Here is a 13,939-nt window from a genome sequence, read left to right on the forward strand (position 1 = left end):
GGTGCGAGGACGAAGCAGGCCGATGATCGACTCTCCCCGATCCGGGGTGATCGCCGCCCGGCACAGTCCCTCCCGCACGACCCACGACCCCGCTCGCGCCGAGAGCGAGGGAGCGGCCCGCACCGTCACCACATCGCGGCCGATAGCCCTCGCGCATACTCTCGCCCCGCTGCGCCGGGGTCAGGGCGACCCGTGCCACCGCGTCACTCCCGACGGCGCCCACTGGCGAGCGTCGCGCATGGCCAGCGGCCCGGTGACCTATCGCCTCGTCCAGTCCGAATCGAATGTCGTGGCGGCACGGGCCTGGGGTCCGGGTGCGGCGGAATTCCTCGAGCACCTGCCCCGCATGCTGTGCGTCGACGAGGAGCTCGACGACTTCGCCCCCGAACATCCCCGCATCGCCGAGGCACACCGGCGTCATCCCGGCCTGCACATGCTCCGCACCGGACTCGTCTTCGAGGCCTTGGTGCCGGCCGTGCTCGAGCAGCGGGTGCACACCGTCACCGCTCGCGGCTCGTATCGAAAGCTGGTGTGGCAGTACGGCGAACCGGCGCCCGGACCCACGCCCGCGCCGATGCGGGTGCCGCCGTCGGCGCAGACCTGGCGCTACATCCCCTCCTGGGTCTATCACCGCGCCAACGTCGATCCGCAGCGTTCGCGCACGATCGTCACCGCCGCCCGGATGGCCGAGAAGCTGGAGGCCGCCGCGACGATGACGCCGCAGCAGGCCGCCGAGCGGCTGTGCACCGTGCCGGGGATCGGAGTGTGGACGGCCGCGGAGATCGCGCAGCGAGCCCTGGGTGACGCCGATGCGCTGTCGGTCGGTGATTTCCATCTGGCCGCGATCGTCGGCTGGACGCTGCTGGGCCGCCCGCTCGACGACGAGGGCATGGTCGACTACCTGGAACCGCTACGCCCGCACCGTTATCGGGCGATCCGGCTGCTCGAGATATCGGGGCAGGCGCGCAAGCCGGCGTTCGGCCCGCGGACTCCGCTGGTCGACCACAGCCGAATCTGAGCGGATCAGCGCTGCGCCGTGGCCTGTGCGGCGGTCTGGGCGCGACGCAACGCCTCGGGTACCGGAATGCGGCCGAGGAACATCTCGTCGAAGATCGGGTCGATCGCCTGCAGTGCGGCCGCGAAACCCGGTCCGCCACCCGAGGCGATGCGCGGCCCGCGCAGCACATCGAAGAACGGCGACACGTCGATGCCCCGGTCCGCCCAATAGTCCCGATACAATCGCTGATCGGCCACAACGGCCGGAATGGTCTGCCCACCGGCGGCCAGATACCGGTTGCCGGCGGGGCTGCCGAGCCAGGCCAGCACCCGCCGCACCGCATCGGGGTGGGCGGTGCGGGCATCGGCGGCGATGCCGATCGCGTTGTCGGTACTCACCCGGCCTGCGGGCCCGGCCGGAATCATCGCGATCCCCCAGCCGAAGCGAGCCTGCTGCGCGATCTGCGCCAGATTGAAACTTCCCGATTGGAACAACGCCAGCTTGCCTTGCAGGAAGGCGTTTTTCGCGAAGTCACTGCCGCTGCGGGTATCCGCCGCCGGAGTGGTGAGCCCCGCCCGCACCAGCCCCACGAGATATCCGAAGGCGTCCACACCCTGTGGACTGTCGAAGACGTACCGATCCCCGTTCTGGAACTGCCCGCCCGCCGATCCCAGATACGGCAGCGAGAGCGACTGGAAATCGTTGGCGGCGTTGTAAGCCCAGGGCGCCGCCGCGGCGATCCGGCGCACAAGCGGCTCGAAGGTATCCGGCCCGTGGGGATTCCAGGTCGCGCGTGCCAATTCCGCGGGGTCGACTCCGGCCGCGCTCAGCAGATCGCGGTTGTAGTAGACCGCCGTACCGCCGTCCACGAATTGCGGTACCGCCCAGAGCTTTCCGTTACGTGTGTACTGCTCCACCGCACCCGGATCCCACTGCCGCACCGCCTCGGGGCCGAGCATCGCGCCGATATCGGCGAGTCGGCCGGCATCGGCGTAATCGGTGTACAGATTCGTCCAGAACAGGTCGTCGACCGTTGCGCCCGCCACGTCGAGACGCAACTTCTGCTGATAGGACGCCCACGGCACCACCGTGATCCGAACCTCGACATCCGGTTCGGCGCGCTGGAATTCGTCGAGTGCGGCGCGATAGGCGGGTACGAAGCTCGCATCCCAGATCCGCAGCCGGATCACTGTGCGACCCGACCCGCCCGTACTGTCGTGGCCCAGCCACAGCGCCGCGGTCATCAGCAGCACCACGGCGAGTGCGACGGCCAGCACGCTCAGCGTCGAGGTCTTCACGGATCTCATTTCAGGCCCGTCCACGCGATGGACCGCAGCACCTGACGCTGGAAGATCACGAAGAGCACCAGCAGCGGCACGATCGCCAGCGTCGTCGCCGCCATGACCAGCGTCCACTGCTCGTTGTAGCGGGTCTGCAGATCGGCGGTGGCCACCGTGAGCACCTGCCAGCGGCCCGAGCCGGCGACCAGCGGCCACAGGAAGCTGTTCCACTGCGTCACCACGGTGATCACCGCTAACGTCGCCAGGATGGGACGGCTCATCGGCACCACGACGTGCACGATCACGTCGAGGGTGTTCGCGCCGTCCAGCCGCGCCGCGCCGATCAACTCGCGCGGAATGCCCCGGAAATACTGGCGCAGCAGGAAGATCGCGTACGGCGAGCCGAAGACGAACGGCAGCACCAGCGCCCAGAACGTGTTCAGCCAACCCAGATGCGCGAACATCGAATACAGCGGAATCAAGGTGACGATCGGCGGCACCATCATGGTCGCCAGGTAGATCCAGAACAGCAGGTCGCGACCGCGGAACTCGGTGCAGCCGAACGCATATGCGGCGGCGATCGAGGTGATCAGCTGCCCGACGGTGATCAACGCGGTCATCAACGCCGTCACCAGCACCGCGCGGCCGAACCCCTGGTCGAACGCCGCGCGGAAGTTGTCCCAGGTCATCGGATCCGGCAGTGCGAGAGGAGATTCCGTCGCGAACTGCCCCGGCGTCTTCACGGCCGTGAACGCTCCCAGCACCAGCGGCGCCACCGTGCACACCGCGCCCGCGAGCAGCAGCAGGTAGGCGAGGACCGATCGCGCACCCGCCGAACGGCGCCGTCGGACATCAGAATTCATAGCCGGTCCTGGTACGGAAGTAGCGATGCTGGACCACGGTGATCGCCAGCATGATCCCGAAGACCACGATCGTCATGGCCGCGGCCCGCCCGGGCCGCGCGGCGTTGAACGCTTCCGAAAAGATCTGCATCGCCACCACATTCGTGCGATCGCCCGGACCGCCCTTGGTCAGGGCATACACGGTGTCGAAGGTCTGGAACGCGGTGATGGTCCCGGTCACCAGGACGAAGAACAGGGTGGGCCGCAGCAGCGGCAGTGTCAGCCACCGAATCCGCCGCCAGCCGGTGGCCCCGTCCAGCGCCCCCGCCTCGTGGATCTCCGGAGGTATCGCCCGCAGCCCCGCGACGAAGAACAGGGCCACATAGCCGAAGTTCGACCAGATGCTCACCGCCGCAACCGAAGGCAGGGCCAGCGCCGGATCGGCCAGCCATTCGATCCGCCGGCCCAGCAGTGCGTTGAGCGCCCCGTCGGTGGGTGCGAACAGCCAGCGCCAGATCACGCCCACCGCCACCGGCGCGCACATCCAGGGCAGCGCGAACAGCACCCGGAACGCGCCACCGGCACGGCGGCGCACCAGCAGCGCGGCCACCGCGAATCCGAGGACGGTCTGCAGCGGCACTACGAGCACGGTGAGCGCCGCCGTCACCAGGAGGGAATGGCCGAATGCGTCATCGGACAGCACCGAGCGCCAATTGCGCAGGCCCACGAATTCCATGGGCCCGAGCAGATTCCAGCTGTGCAGGCTGAGCCAGCCCACCAGCACGATCGGCAGGATCAGGAAGACCCCGATCCCGAACAGGCTCGGCGCCAGCAGCATCCAACTCGTCACGGCACGACGAACCGCTCGTCGGTTCACAGCAGATGACGCTACCGGTCACCCGGTAGCGGCTTCGCCGCAGCGCCGCGGCGACGGGCTCGCTCAGTCCAGCGGACCGCCGGCGACGTAGACGACCTGGCCGGAGACGAAGCCGGCGCCCTCGCTGACCAGGAAGGACGCGGTATGCGCGATATCCTCCGGCCGGCCCACACGCTGCACCGGGATCTGCGCGGCGGCGGCCTTCTGGAAGTCCTCGAACGGTACGCCCACCCGCTCGGCGGTCGCGGCGGTCATATCCGTGACGATGAAGCCCGGGGCGATGGCATTGGCAGTGACGCCGAATTTGCCGAGTTCCAGCGCGAGGGTCTTGGTGAAGCCCTGCAGACCGGCCTTGGCCGCGGAGTAGTTGACCTGGCCGCGGTTGCCCTGTGCCGAACTGCTCGACATGTTCACGATGCGACCCCATTTGGCGTCGACCATGTACTTCTGCACCGCGCGGCTCATGAGGAACGCGCCGCGCAGGTGCACGTTCATCACCGCGTCCCAGTCGTCGACGCTCATCTTGAACAGCAGGTTGTCGCGCAGGATGCCGGCGTTGTTGACCAGGACGGTCGGCGGTCCGAGCTCGTCGGCCAGCTTTGTCACCGCGGCGGCGACGGAATCCTCGTTCGAGACGTCGGCGCCCAGCGCGACGGCCCGGCCGCCGGCGTCGGTGATCGCCCGGACGGTGTCGGCGCAGTGCGCCGCGTCCAGGTCGAGTACGCCTACCTGCAGTCCGTCCTGAGCCAGCCGGGTCGCGATCGCGGCACCGATGCCTCGTGCCGCGCCGGTGACGACGGCAACGCGTTCAGCCATTGGCGGTCCTCCTGTACCTCTCGGAACATTCGCTGTGAAGGAACGGTACGCGCCGCTATTCCGCCCACCGCGGCGGCAGCCGCTATTCCACCCACAGCGACCAGATGCTGCTGCGCCCCTGTCCTTCGCAGACCAGCGCGTGCCCGTCCGGGGTGCGGGCCGTCTTGTCCAGATTGGGATCGCATTTCGCCCCGCCCTCGTACACGGCCGTCGACACCGAATACGGCCCGGTCCAGCGGTAGCCGCTGGTGCCGTGCAGGCACAGCAGCGTGCCGCCGTCGGACGCGGACCCGATCAATCCGGCCTGCGCCTGCGTGCACACCTCGCCCTTGGCCGCCGAGACGGGCCCGGCGGGAGCGGTCGTGGTCGTGGCCGGCGCGGTCGGCGGCGGTGTCACCACCGTCGTCGGTACCGCGGTCCGGGTCGCGGCGGTGTTCGAGGTGACGGTCTCGGTGCTGAGGGCGGCCGGAACCGCGCCCAGCGTGGTGTGCGGCAGGGTGACACCCGAAAGCACCAGCGCCGCAGCGAGAATCAGCACCTCGGCCAGTCCCAGGAGCAGGGCCGACATCGCCATCACCCGTCCGCGTGGATGGCTGAAGGCGATCAGGCCGAATACGATTGCCACCGGGAACAAACCGAGCAGCGCGGCCACCAGCGCGACGATCGCGTACGGATTGACGATCGGCGGCACCTCCACCCGCAGCCGTCCGGTGCGGCGGCGATTGGGTGCGCCGTCCCAGCGGTCCTCCTCGGCGTCGGGCGCCGGCCGCCGACGGTTCGGCGTGGTTTCCCACCGTTCGTCGGGCGGTTCGGCGACCCGGGGATTGGCGGCCCGGCGCGGCGGCGGCGGTTCCCAGCGATCGTCCGCGGCGACGGGCTCGTCGGCCCAGTACTCCTCCTCGGGGACCTCGGGCCAGCGTTCCTCCGCGTACTGGTTGCGGGCCATGTGGTTCCTCTCGGTCGTGCAGGAACCTGGACACGCGGACCCCGCCCGTTACCGAAGAAGAATAGGTGGATCGGCGCGACCCGCAACCCCCGTCTGTTCAGGGCGGGCGCCCGGTGCGCGGGGCAGCCGCCGGACGTCATCCCCGAGCGTCCGGCGCGCGCCACTAGACCTCGTCGATCACGTGTTCCCCGACGAATGCGATCCGGATCGCCAGCAGCCAACCGGCAATCGCGAGAACGATGCGGTCGTACAGATCCGGTCCGCTGCGGCGGGCATGGCGTGGGCGGTGGGCGCCACCGCCCACGGGTAGCGGCCGGGTGTCCGGGAGATAGACCGCCGCGCGGTGGCCGCCGTCGACCCGGTGCCGTGCGTGCCGGTGGGCGGCATGCCGGGCGCCTCCCCCGGCGAACGCGGTCACGGGATGGCCCGATCGTCGAGGACGCAGCGGCCCTGTTCGACCAGCACCGCCCGCGCCCGCCGCCTGACCACGCACGTATCGACGGTGCAGTCGAGGTGCAGTTGCATTGCGGCGTGGGCTTGTTCGACGGTCATGATGCCCGGATCGGCGCCGCAGCGCAGCAGTCCGGCGACCGGCATGTGGAGATTCGTCAGTTGCATTCGGACACCCCCGCCGCGAACCGGCGGCGCGGTGGAGCTGGTGGATCCTGTGGTCCGGTCGCGGCGCGGCCGGTCGAAGCGGACGAAAGTTCGCTGGTCATCAACGACGACCCGATGACATGAACAGCCATGACTCCTCGTTCCTGCATGCGATACCCGACTGTGCCCGGCGAGCCGACTCCGGGGCCCCGCTGCGAGCACACTCTCAGCATCCATCAGATCGTCGCTGCGCGGGGCAGAATCGCCGATCCCGTCCGATTCCCAGCGAACCGCCAGCACCGAATCAGCTTGGGAGAAAAGGACTTTTCGCATCCGTCCGAGCGTCGCCACCTGCGAACACTCCGGGCATGCCGCGGCGCCGCCGCCCGGGATGCGCGCCCCGAATATTTGCCGGCAGATCACGAAACCACACCCGTTTCGCAACGAATCTATGTTTACCCCGGGCCCGTTCGGGTAATCAGAACTACATGGATCGCGGGCTGAGAAATACCTCACCTCGGTACCGCAAACTGCTTCCGGGTGACTGGGTAGAACACCTTATCGTCGGAATGTTGTTCGTGGTATCGGCTGTCGGGGTGTACGTACTGACCGGTGCCATGCTCTCGTCACTGCTGGTAGGAGCGCTGGTCGCGGTAGTCGCGATCGGTGTGGTGACAATGCTTTAGCCGGTCGGCGAACCGACCGGCTACGTGGTTACCGTTATTCGAACAAAGTGAGAAAACGGCGGAATCGGTGAAGAAATTCTTCTCCGATTCCGCCGTAGATTTATCGCCGGAACAATTTGTTACCCAGCCAGACGATCGGATCGTATTTGCGATCCACAACCCTTTCCTTCATCGGGATGAGGGCGTTGTCGGTGATCTTGATGTGTTCCGGGCACACCTCCGTGCAGCACTTGGTGATGTTGCAGTAGCCGAGTCCGAACTCCTCCTGCGCCATCTCGCGCCGGTCCGCCACATCCAGCGGATGCATCTCCAACTCGGCCACCCGCATCAGATAGCGCGGCCCGGCGAAGGCGTTCTTGTTGTCCTCGTGGTCACGCACGACGTGACAGGTGTTCTGGCACAGGAAACATTCGATGCACTTGCGGAACTCCTGCGAGCGTTCCACATCGCGTTGCTGCATCCGGTAGTCGCCCGGCTTCAGATCGGCCGGCGGCGTGAAAGACGGGATCTCCCTGGCCTTCTGATAGTTGAACGACACGTCGGTGACGAGGTCGCGGATCACCGGGAAGGTGCGCATCGGGGTCACCGTCACCACCTCGTCGGCGGCGAAGGTCGACATTCGGGTCATACACATCAAGCGCGGGCGGCCGTTCACCTCCGCCGAACAGGAACCACACTTGCCGGCCTTGCAGTTCCAGCGCACCGCCAGATCCGGGGCCTGGGTGGCCTGCAACCGATGGATGATGTCGAGGACGACCTCGCCCTCGTTCACCTCGACGGTGTAGTCCTGCAGTTCGCCCTTGTCGTCGTCACCGCGCCATACGCGGAAGTGGGCATCGTAACCCATTGCTACTCATCCCCTTTCGCGGATGATTCGGCGGCCGCGGGATGAGCGGCGGTCTCCGCCGGGGTGTAATACTTCTCCAGCTCGCTCAACTCGAACAGGGCGAGCAGGTCCGGTCGCATCGGCTTCTGATCCTCCGAGGTGACCACCACCGGCGGCACGGTCTGGCCGACACCGTCCGGATCGGTCCGGCACACCAGCAGCCGATTGCGCCACTGCGGATCCATCTGCGGATGGTCGTCGCGGGTGTGACCACCCCGGCTCTCGGTGCGCAGCAGCGCGGCCTGCGCGACACATTCGCTGACCAGCAACATGTTTCGCAGGTCGAGTGCGAGATGCCAGCCGGGATTGAACTGCCGGTGGCCCTCGACGGTCACGCTGTCGTAGCGCTCACGCAATTCACCCAGGCGCACGATGGCCTGTTCCAGCTCGTGCTCCTTGCGGATGATGCCGACCAGGTCGTTCATCGTCTGCTGCAGATCGGTGTGCAGGGTGTACGGATTCTCTCCGGTCCCCGTGGCCGGCGGATCGAAGGGCGCCAGTGCGGATTTCGCGGCCGCGTCGACATCGGCGTCGGCGACCGCCGGCCGCTGTGCCAGCTGTTCGACGTAGGTGGCCGCGCCCAAGCCGGCGCGTCGACCGAAGACCAGCAGGTCCGACAGCGAGTTGCCGCCGAGGCGGTTGGATCCGTGCATACCGCCCGAACATTCACCGGCGGCGAACAATCCGGGCACGGTGGCCGCGCCGGTATCGGGTTCGACCTCGATTCCGCCCATCACGTAGTGGCAGGTCGGCCCGACCTCCATCGGCTCCTTCGTGATGTCGACATCGGCCAGCTCCTTGAACTGGTGATGCATCGACGGCAGCCGCCGCATGATCTCCGCGGCCGGCAGCCGGGAGGCGATGTCGAGGTACACCCCGCCGTGCTGGGTGCCGCGCCCGGCCTTGACCTCTTCGTTGATCGCGCGAGCCACCTCGTCCCGGGGCAGCAGGTCCGGGGTGCGGCGCGCGGAATCGTTGTCGCGCAACCATTGATCGGCCTCGTCCTCGGTCTCGGCGTACTGCCCCTTGAACACCGCCGGGATGTACTCGAACATGAAGCGCTTGCCCTCGGTGTTCTTGAGCACGCCCCCGTCACCGCGCACACCCTCGGTGACCAGAATGCCCTTCACACTCGGCGGCCAGACCATGCCGGTCGGATGGAACTGCAGGAATTCCATGTTGATCAGCGAGGCGCCGGCGCGCAGTGCGAGCGCGTGGCCGTCGCCGGTGTACTCCCACGAATTCGAGGTGACCTTGTAGGACTTGCCCACCCCGCCGGTGGCCAGCACGACCGCCGGAGTCTCGAACAGGATGAACCGCCCGGACTCCCGCCAGTACCCGAAGGCGCCGGAGATGGCGTCGCCGTCCTTGAGCAGATCGGTGATCGTGCATTCGGCGAACACCTTGATCCGTGCCTCGTAGTCGCCGGTCGCGGCATAGTCCTCCTGCTGCAGCGAGACGATCTTCTGCTGCATGGTGCGGATGATCTCGAGGCCGGTGCGGTCGCCGACGTGGGCGAGGCGGGGATAGGTGTGCCCGCCGAAGTTGCGCTGACTGATCCGCCCGTCGGGCGTCCGGTCGAACAGCGCACCGTAGGTCTCCAGCTCCCACACCCGGTCGGGCGCTTCCTGGGCGTGCAGTTCGGCCATGCGCCAGTTGTTGAGGAATTTTCCGCCGCGCATGGTGTCGCGGAAATGCGTCTGCCAGTTGTCCTTCTCGTTGGCATTGCCCATCGAGGCGGCGCAACCGCCTTCGGCCATGACCGTATGGGCCTTGCCGAACAACGATTTACACACCACCGCCACCGACAGACCGTGTTCGCGCGCCTCGATCACCGCACGCAGGCCGGCGCCACCGGCACCGATCACGACGACGTCGTACTTGTGCCGTTCGACTTCAGGCATGAAACGAATACTCCTGGGACACTGAGGAATTGGGCTTTATGGCGTAATCTGTCGCCGGAATCAGCCGACGAAACGCGGATCGGAGATGGTCCCGCTGGCGACCAGCATGATGTAGAAGTCGGTGATCGCCAGGGTGGCCAGCGTGGTCCACGCCAGCTGCATGTGCCGTGTGTTCAACTTCGACACCTGCGTCCACATCCAGTAGCGCACCGGATGGGCGGAGAAGTGTTTGAGACGGCCGCCGGTGATATGCCGGCAGGAGTGGCACGAGATCGTATATGCCCACAGCAGAACGACGTTCACCACCAGGACGATGTTGCCCAGGCCGAAGCCGAAGCCGCCGTCCTTGCCGTGGAACGCCATGACCGCGTCGTAGGTGTTGACCACAGACACGACGACCGCGACATAGAAGAAGTAGCGGTGCACGTTCTGGATGATCAGCGGAAGCCGCGTCTCACCGGTGTATTTGCCGTGCGGTTCGGCGACCGCGCAGGCCGGCGGCGAGAACCACACCGCGCGGTAGTAGGCCTTGCGGTAGTAGTAGCAGGTCAACCGGAACAGCAGAAGGAACGGCAGCACCAGGAAACCGAGCGGAATCCACATCGGCAGGTCGCCGACCCAGTGCCCGAAGTGGCTCGAACCTTCGACGCACGAGGTACTCACGCACGGTGAGTAGAACGGCGTCAGATAGTGGTAATCGGAGACCCAATATGCCGATCGCACAAAGGCTCTCACGGTTGCGTAGATGATGAATGCGGCCAGTCCGAGCACCGTGAGCAGTGGGGGGACCCACCATCGGTCGGTACGCAGAGTGCGTGTGGAAATGGCCGCCCGGCCTTTGCTGAAAACTCCCGTGCCCGCCTCGGGGGCGCGTGTCGGTGCTGCGCTCACTGCAAGCCGCCTCGCTGGTCTACCCCGTGGAACGTCATCGTTACCTCCGGCGTCGAATGTGATGCTGAGCACCATACGACAACCGGGCTATGACTCGAGGCCGGTCCAGGCAAGATCTATCGCCGCCCCGTCCTATGATTTGCGCCACATTTTCTGGGTGCTCGACGGCAGCGGTGCAACGAGTGAATGACGAGCTACTTCGGACCTTCTTCGCGAATACGGTGGGGTGGGAACCGACGGGCCGCAGCGCCGTCACGGCGGAATGGGCAGCCGCCGCGACAGCCCGTGCTGCTGGTGAATGTCCGGTTACTTGGTGCGCGGCCGCGAGTGGAAGCCGAGGCCTTCGTCCTGCGCGCCCATCCATGCCGCCTCGTCGGACTTGCTGTCCGGCACGTAGATGACCTCCTGCTGGCGGCGGCTGTCCACCTCGGGTGGTGGGGTGTGTTCGAACTCCTCGGCATCGATGGTGAGTCGTTCGAGATCGTTCTCCAGCCGGCGGACCGAATTGGCATCTCCGTAATGGGTGCGCAACGCGCCGACGCATTGCCGGAGCTGTCCGACTGCGAAGCGCAGTTCAGCGATCTCACTGCGTGTCATCGAAACCTCCTGGTGCTTCCGGGCCGATCACCGGCTCGGATCTCGCCCGAGGGCAAGATCAAACCTGTGACGGACCGCACATCGTGATCTACAACACATTACGTGATCATTTGCGTTCTGGCTCGTCGCCCATGGAAAAAGATCTCGTCACCTGCGTCGGATCCGAGTCTCATCCGGCGGCGGGCAGGGTCGCCGTCACCGAGGGCGGCTCCACCTCGCCGAGAGGTGCGAGAATCGGAAGTACGGCCGTGACGGCCGGACGGCTCTCGGAGGTCCCGGCCGACGTTCCGAGCGCGCGGGCCACGAGTGCCGCGACGGCCACGGCCACTTCCGCGGCGCGTTCCAGGATCACGCTGTGCCCGGCGCCGTCGAGCCGGACCAGTTCCGAACGGCCGAGTTGCGCGGCGAGTACCACCGAATGCGCGAACGGAATCATGATGTCGGCCGATCCGCCGAGGACCAGGGCCGGTAGATCCGACAGCAGTCGCAGCGTCGGCGTCTCGTCGAAGCGGATGAGCGAATCGAGGAAGTAGGCCATGGTGGGCAGTGGGGTGTCGTTGAGCATCGCGGTGGCGAGAGCGGCCATGCGTGGATTCACCCGCCGCGAGCCGAAACTCGCTTCGCGCACCATCGGCTCGAAAACGCGGCGCCCCAATCGCTTCGAGACCTGTAGCGCCCGCGGCGCTCGCTGTACCGCGACCCGCAGTGACGTCACGGTGTGCCGGTTGAGCAATCGGCCCAGCCCCACCGCGGTGATACCGGCGGCCGCCCCGGCGATCAGCCCGACGCCGACCACGCGGGTGCCGATCGTGGCCGGGAACAGGCGAGCGTAGGCCAGTACCACCATCGCACCCATGGAATGGCCGACCAGCACCACCGGACCGGTCGGCGCGACCGCGCGCAGGACCGCGTCGAGATCGTGGCCCAGCTGGTCGATGGTGTAGGTCGCGGGATCGGCGCCGGCGGAATCGCCGTGACCGCGGTGGTCGTAGAACACCATCCGGGTGTCCGAGCCCCATTGCCGCAGCAGCTCATCCCGCAGGAACCACCAGGATTCGGTCCGCAGGCAGTGACCGTGGACGAACACCACCGTCACCGAGGCCGTGGCCGGGCCGAAGGTCCAGGCGGCCAGCGGGGTGCCGTCGTCGGCGCAGACGGTGACGCGGGTGGCGATCGTCGTGGACATGACGTCCTCCTGCAGAGTCCGTTCCTGCCCGGATGTCGTCATTGATTGCCGTCGTGTTAACCGCTCTAAACTGGTGTTATGCAGAAGTTGCACAATTGCTGCCGCTGGGACGCCGACGATCCGGCGGGGCGATGATCGGGAGAATCTTCGCGCATCTACCGACTTCTGTAGACAGGCGTAGAAAACGATCGAGAGCGTCCCGCCGTACTAGGACGTAATCTGGCCTATATTGCCCATAGCGTGGCGTTTATGAGCGCAGAGATCCGCAGCTTCCGCATCGATATTCCGCAGTCCGACATCGATGATCTGCACGAACGCCTCGCCCGGACACGGTGGGCGCCGCAATTGCCCGGCGCGGACGGCAGCCGGGGCGTCCCGGTGGCTCGGCTCCGCGAGCTGGCCGAGCACTGGCGCACCGAATACGACTGGCGGGCAGAGGAATCCCGGCTCAATCGGTTCCCGCAATACCGCACCGAGATCGACGGTCTCGATGTGCATTTCCTGCATGTGCGCTCGCCCGAACCCGAGGCGCTGCCCCTGGTGCTCAACCACGGCTGGCCCAACACCTTCGCCGAATTCGCCGATCTCGTCGATCTTCTCGTCGATCCCCGGGCGCACGGTGGCGATCCCGCGCGGGCCTTCCATGTGGTCGTACCGTCGGTGCCGGGATACGGATTCTCGGCGGCGCCTGCCGAAGCCGGGTGGAGCACCGAGCGCGTCGGACGGATGTGGGTGGAGCTGATGCGCCGGCTCGGCTACGAGCGGTACGGCGTCCAGGGCGGAGATCTCGGCACCTACGTGGGCACCGCGATGGCTGAGGCAGCGCCGGACCGGGTGGCCGGGCTCTACATCACCGCCGGTCTGGGCTTTCCTACCGAGGTCGATCTCCCGATCCTGACCGACGCCGAACGGGCCGGTTACGAGGCGATGATGGCGGCGGACTGGGTCAACGGCGTCGACCATCACGCTCTGCTGCGTGCGGCGCCGCAGACCTTCTCGATCGGATGGAACGATTCACCCGCCGCCGCACTGGCCTGGATGGTGCAGAAGTACACCGACTTCAGCGCCGCCGGCTCGCTCGAGGCGGCGATCGACCGCGATGCGCTGCTGACCTGCGTGAGCATCTACTGGTTCACCCAGAGTTTCGGCACGTCCGCGTGGTCGTATTACGACAGCACCAGCTTCGCCTGGCCCACCGGTTCGGCGCAGGTCCCGACCGGGGTATACAGCGGTGCGCCGGGTATCCGGCGGCTCGCCGAGCGCACCGCGAGGGTTGTGCACTGGCCCGAGGGCAATCCGCCCGGGCACCATTTCATCGCGATGGATCAACCGCGGGCATACGCGGCGGACCTGCGCACCTTCTTCGGCAATCTCGGCTGAGCGACGTTTCATCGGGAAATCTAAGGCTCTCGATCGTTGAAGCTAGACAGCCCT

General features: G+C 67.0%; 14 protein-coding genes. 2 read left to right on the plus strand and 12 right to left on the minus strand.

The genetic code is table 11. The features are described from left to right. Window positions 1-22: 22 nt before the first annotated feature. Complete coding sequence (locus NE2_RS12100; protein WP_228817685.1) at window positions 23-1,018, plus strand: DNA-3-methyladenine glycosylase family protein; 996 nt, start codon at window positions 23-25, stop codon at window positions 1,016-1,018. A gap of 5 nt (window positions 1,019-1,023) precedes the next feature. Here the strand turns inward: NE2_RS12100 and NE2_RS12105 are convergent, their stop codons facing one another. From NE2_RS12105 to NE2_RS12165, 12 genes are all read right to left on the minus strand, one after another. Then, entirely contained in the window at window positions 1,024-2,304 is a 1,281-nt protein-coding gene (locus tag NE2_RS12105; protein WP_063026012.1) for an ABC transporter substrate-binding protein, read from the minus strand. Beyond that, window positions 2,301-3,140, minus strand: a complete 840-nt coding sequence (locus tag NE2_RS12110; protein WP_063026013.1) for a carbohydrate ABC transporter permease — start codon at window positions 3,138-3,140, stop codon at window positions 2,301-2,303. Before NE2_RS12110 ends, NE2_RS12105 begins: the two co-directional genes overlap by 4 nt. Beyond that, window positions 3,130-3,957: a carbohydrate ABC transporter permease gene (locus NE2_RS12115; RefSeq protein ID WP_063026014.1), complete on the minus strand. Its 828-nt coding sequence runs from the start codon at window positions 3,955-3,957 to the stop codon at window positions 3,130-3,132. The genes NE2_RS12110 and NE2_RS12115 overlap by 11 nt, the downstream gene beginning before the upstream one ends. A gap of 102 nt (window positions 3,958-4,059) precedes the next feature. Continuing rightward, a complete protein-coding gene (gene fabG / locus NE2_RS12120) occupies window positions 4,060-4,812 on the minus strand; it encodes a 3-oxoacyl-ACP reductase FabG (RefSeq protein WP_063026015.1) in 753 nt (250 codons plus the stop codon). An 82-nt stretch (window positions 4,813-4,894) separates the two neighbouring features. Beyond that, entirely contained in the window at window positions 4,895-5,758 is an 864-nt protein-coding gene (locus NE2_RS35645; RefSeq protein ID WP_063026016.1) for a DUF4190 domain-containing protein, read from the minus strand. Between the two features lie 163 nt (window positions 5,759-5,921). After that, on the minus strand, window positions 5,922-6,176 hold the full coding sequence (locus NE2_RS12130; RefSeq protein ID WP_063014362.1) for a hypothetical protein: 255 nt from the start codon (window positions 6,174-6,176) through the stop codon (window positions 5,922-5,924). Beyond that, a complete protein-coding gene (locus NE2_RS12135) occupies window positions 6,173-6,376 on the minus strand; it encodes a hypothetical protein (protein ID WP_036507264.1) in 204 nt (67 codons plus the stop codon). The genes NE2_RS12130 and NE2_RS12135 overlap by 4 nt, the downstream gene beginning before the upstream one ends. A gap of 765 nt (window positions 6,377-7,141) precedes the next feature. Beyond that, window positions 7,142-7,888, minus strand: a complete 747-nt coding sequence (locus NE2_RS12145; RefSeq protein ID WP_063026017.1) for a succinate dehydrogenase/fumarate reductase iron-sulfur subunit — start codon at window positions 7,886-7,888, stop codon at window positions 7,142-7,144. Window positions 7,889-7,890: 2 nt separating this feature from the next. Beyond that, on the minus strand, window positions 7,891-9,831 hold the full coding sequence (locus NE2_RS12150) for a fumarate reductase/succinate dehydrogenase flavoprotein subunit (protein WP_063026018.1): 1,941 nt from the start codon (window positions 9,829-9,831) through the stop codon (window positions 7,891-7,893). A gap of 60 nt (window positions 9,832-9,891) precedes the next feature. Continuing rightward, the gene (sdhC, locus tag NE2_RS12155) at window positions 9,892-10,722 is read right to left on the minus strand and encodes a succinate dehydrogenase subunit SdhC (RefSeq protein WP_062966449.1); all 831 of its coding nucleotides are present in this window, start codon (window positions 10,720-10,722) and stop codon (window positions 9,892-9,894) included. A gap of 306 nt (window positions 10,723-11,028) precedes the next feature. After that, window positions 11,029-11,319, minus strand: coding sequence for an Rv0250c family protein (locus tag NE2_RS12160; RefSeq protein ID WP_030514117.1), 291 nt, complete (start codon window positions 11,317-11,319; stop codon window positions 11,029-11,031). Between the two features lie 169 nt (window positions 11,320-11,488). After that, window positions 11,489-12,505 carry an alpha/beta fold hydrolase gene (locus tag NE2_RS12165; RefSeq protein ID WP_084493988.1) on the minus strand — a complete coding sequence of 339 codons (1,017 nt, stop codon included), beginning with the start codon at window positions 12,503-12,505 and terminating at the stop codon, window positions 11,489-11,491. 249 nt (window positions 12,506-12,754) lie between these two features. Between NE2_RS12165 and NE2_RS12170 the strand changes: the two genes are divergently transcribed. Continuing rightward, window positions 12,755-13,885 carry an epoxide hydrolase family protein gene (locus tag NE2_RS12170; RefSeq protein WP_063026019.1) on the plus strand — a complete coding sequence of 377 codons (1,131 nt, stop codon included), beginning with the start codon at window positions 12,755-12,757 and terminating at the stop codon, window positions 13,883-13,885. Window positions 13,886-13,939 lie beyond the last annotated feature (54 nt).

It is taken from the genome of Nocardia elegans NBRC 108235, assembly GCF_001612845.1.
Classification (GTDB): domain Bacteria; phylum Actinomycetota; class Actinomycetes; order Mycobacteriales; family Mycobacteriaceae; genus Nocardia; species Nocardia nova.

What these genes read in the sequence shown, in the direction of transcription:
- fabG (WP_063026015.1), bottom strand. Translation starts at nt 4,812, where the DNA reads ATGGCTGAACGCGTTGCCGTCGTCACCGGCGCGGCACGAGGCATCGGT.
- NE2_RS12110 (WP_063026013.1), bottom strand. Translation starts at nt 3,140, where the DNA reads ATGAATTCTGATGTCCGACGGCGCCGTTCGGCGGGTGCGCGATCGGTC.
- NE2_RS12170 (WP_063026019.1), top strand. Translation starts at nt 12,755, where the DNA reads ATGAGCGCAGAGATCCGCAGCTTCCGCATCGATATTCCGCAGTCCGAC.
- NE2_RS12100 (WP_228817685.1), top strand. Translation starts at nt 23, where the DNA reads ATGATCGACTCTCCCCGATCCGGGGTGATCGCCGCCCGGCACAGTCCC.
- NE2_RS12135 (WP_036507264.1), bottom strand. Translation starts at nt 6,376, where the DNA reads ATGCAACTGACGAATCTCCACATGCCGGTCGCCGGACTGCTGCGCTGC.
- NE2_RS12105 (WP_063026012.1), bottom strand. Translation starts at nt 2,304, where the DNA reads ATGAGATCCGTGAAGACCTCGACGCTGAGCGTGCTGGCCGTCGCACTC.
- NE2_RS12115 (WP_063026014.1), bottom strand. Translation starts at nt 3,957, where the DNA reads ATGCTGCTGGCGCCGAGCCTGTTCGGGATCGGGGTCTTCCTGATCCTG.
- NE2_RS12145 (WP_063026017.1), bottom strand. Translation starts at nt 7,888, where the DNA reads ATGGGTTACGATGCCCACTTCCGCGTATGGCGCGGTGACGACGACAAG.
- NE2_RS12150 (WP_063026018.1), bottom strand. Translation starts at nt 9,831, where the DNA reads ATGCCTGAAGTCGAACGGCACAAGTACGACGTCGTCGTGATCGGTGCC.
- NE2_RS12165 (WP_084493988.1), bottom strand. Translation starts at nt 12,505, where the DNA reads ATGTCCACGACGATCGCCACCCGCGTCACCGTCTGCGCCGACGACGGC.
- NE2_RS12160 (WP_030514117.1), bottom strand. Translation starts at nt 11,319, where the DNA reads ATGACACGCAGTGAGATCGCTGAACTGCGCTTCGCAGTCGGACAGCTC.
- NE2_RS35645 (WP_063026016.1), bottom strand. Translation starts at nt 5,758, where the DNA reads ATGGCCCGCAACCAGTACGCGGAGGAACGCTGGCCCGAGGTCCCCGAG.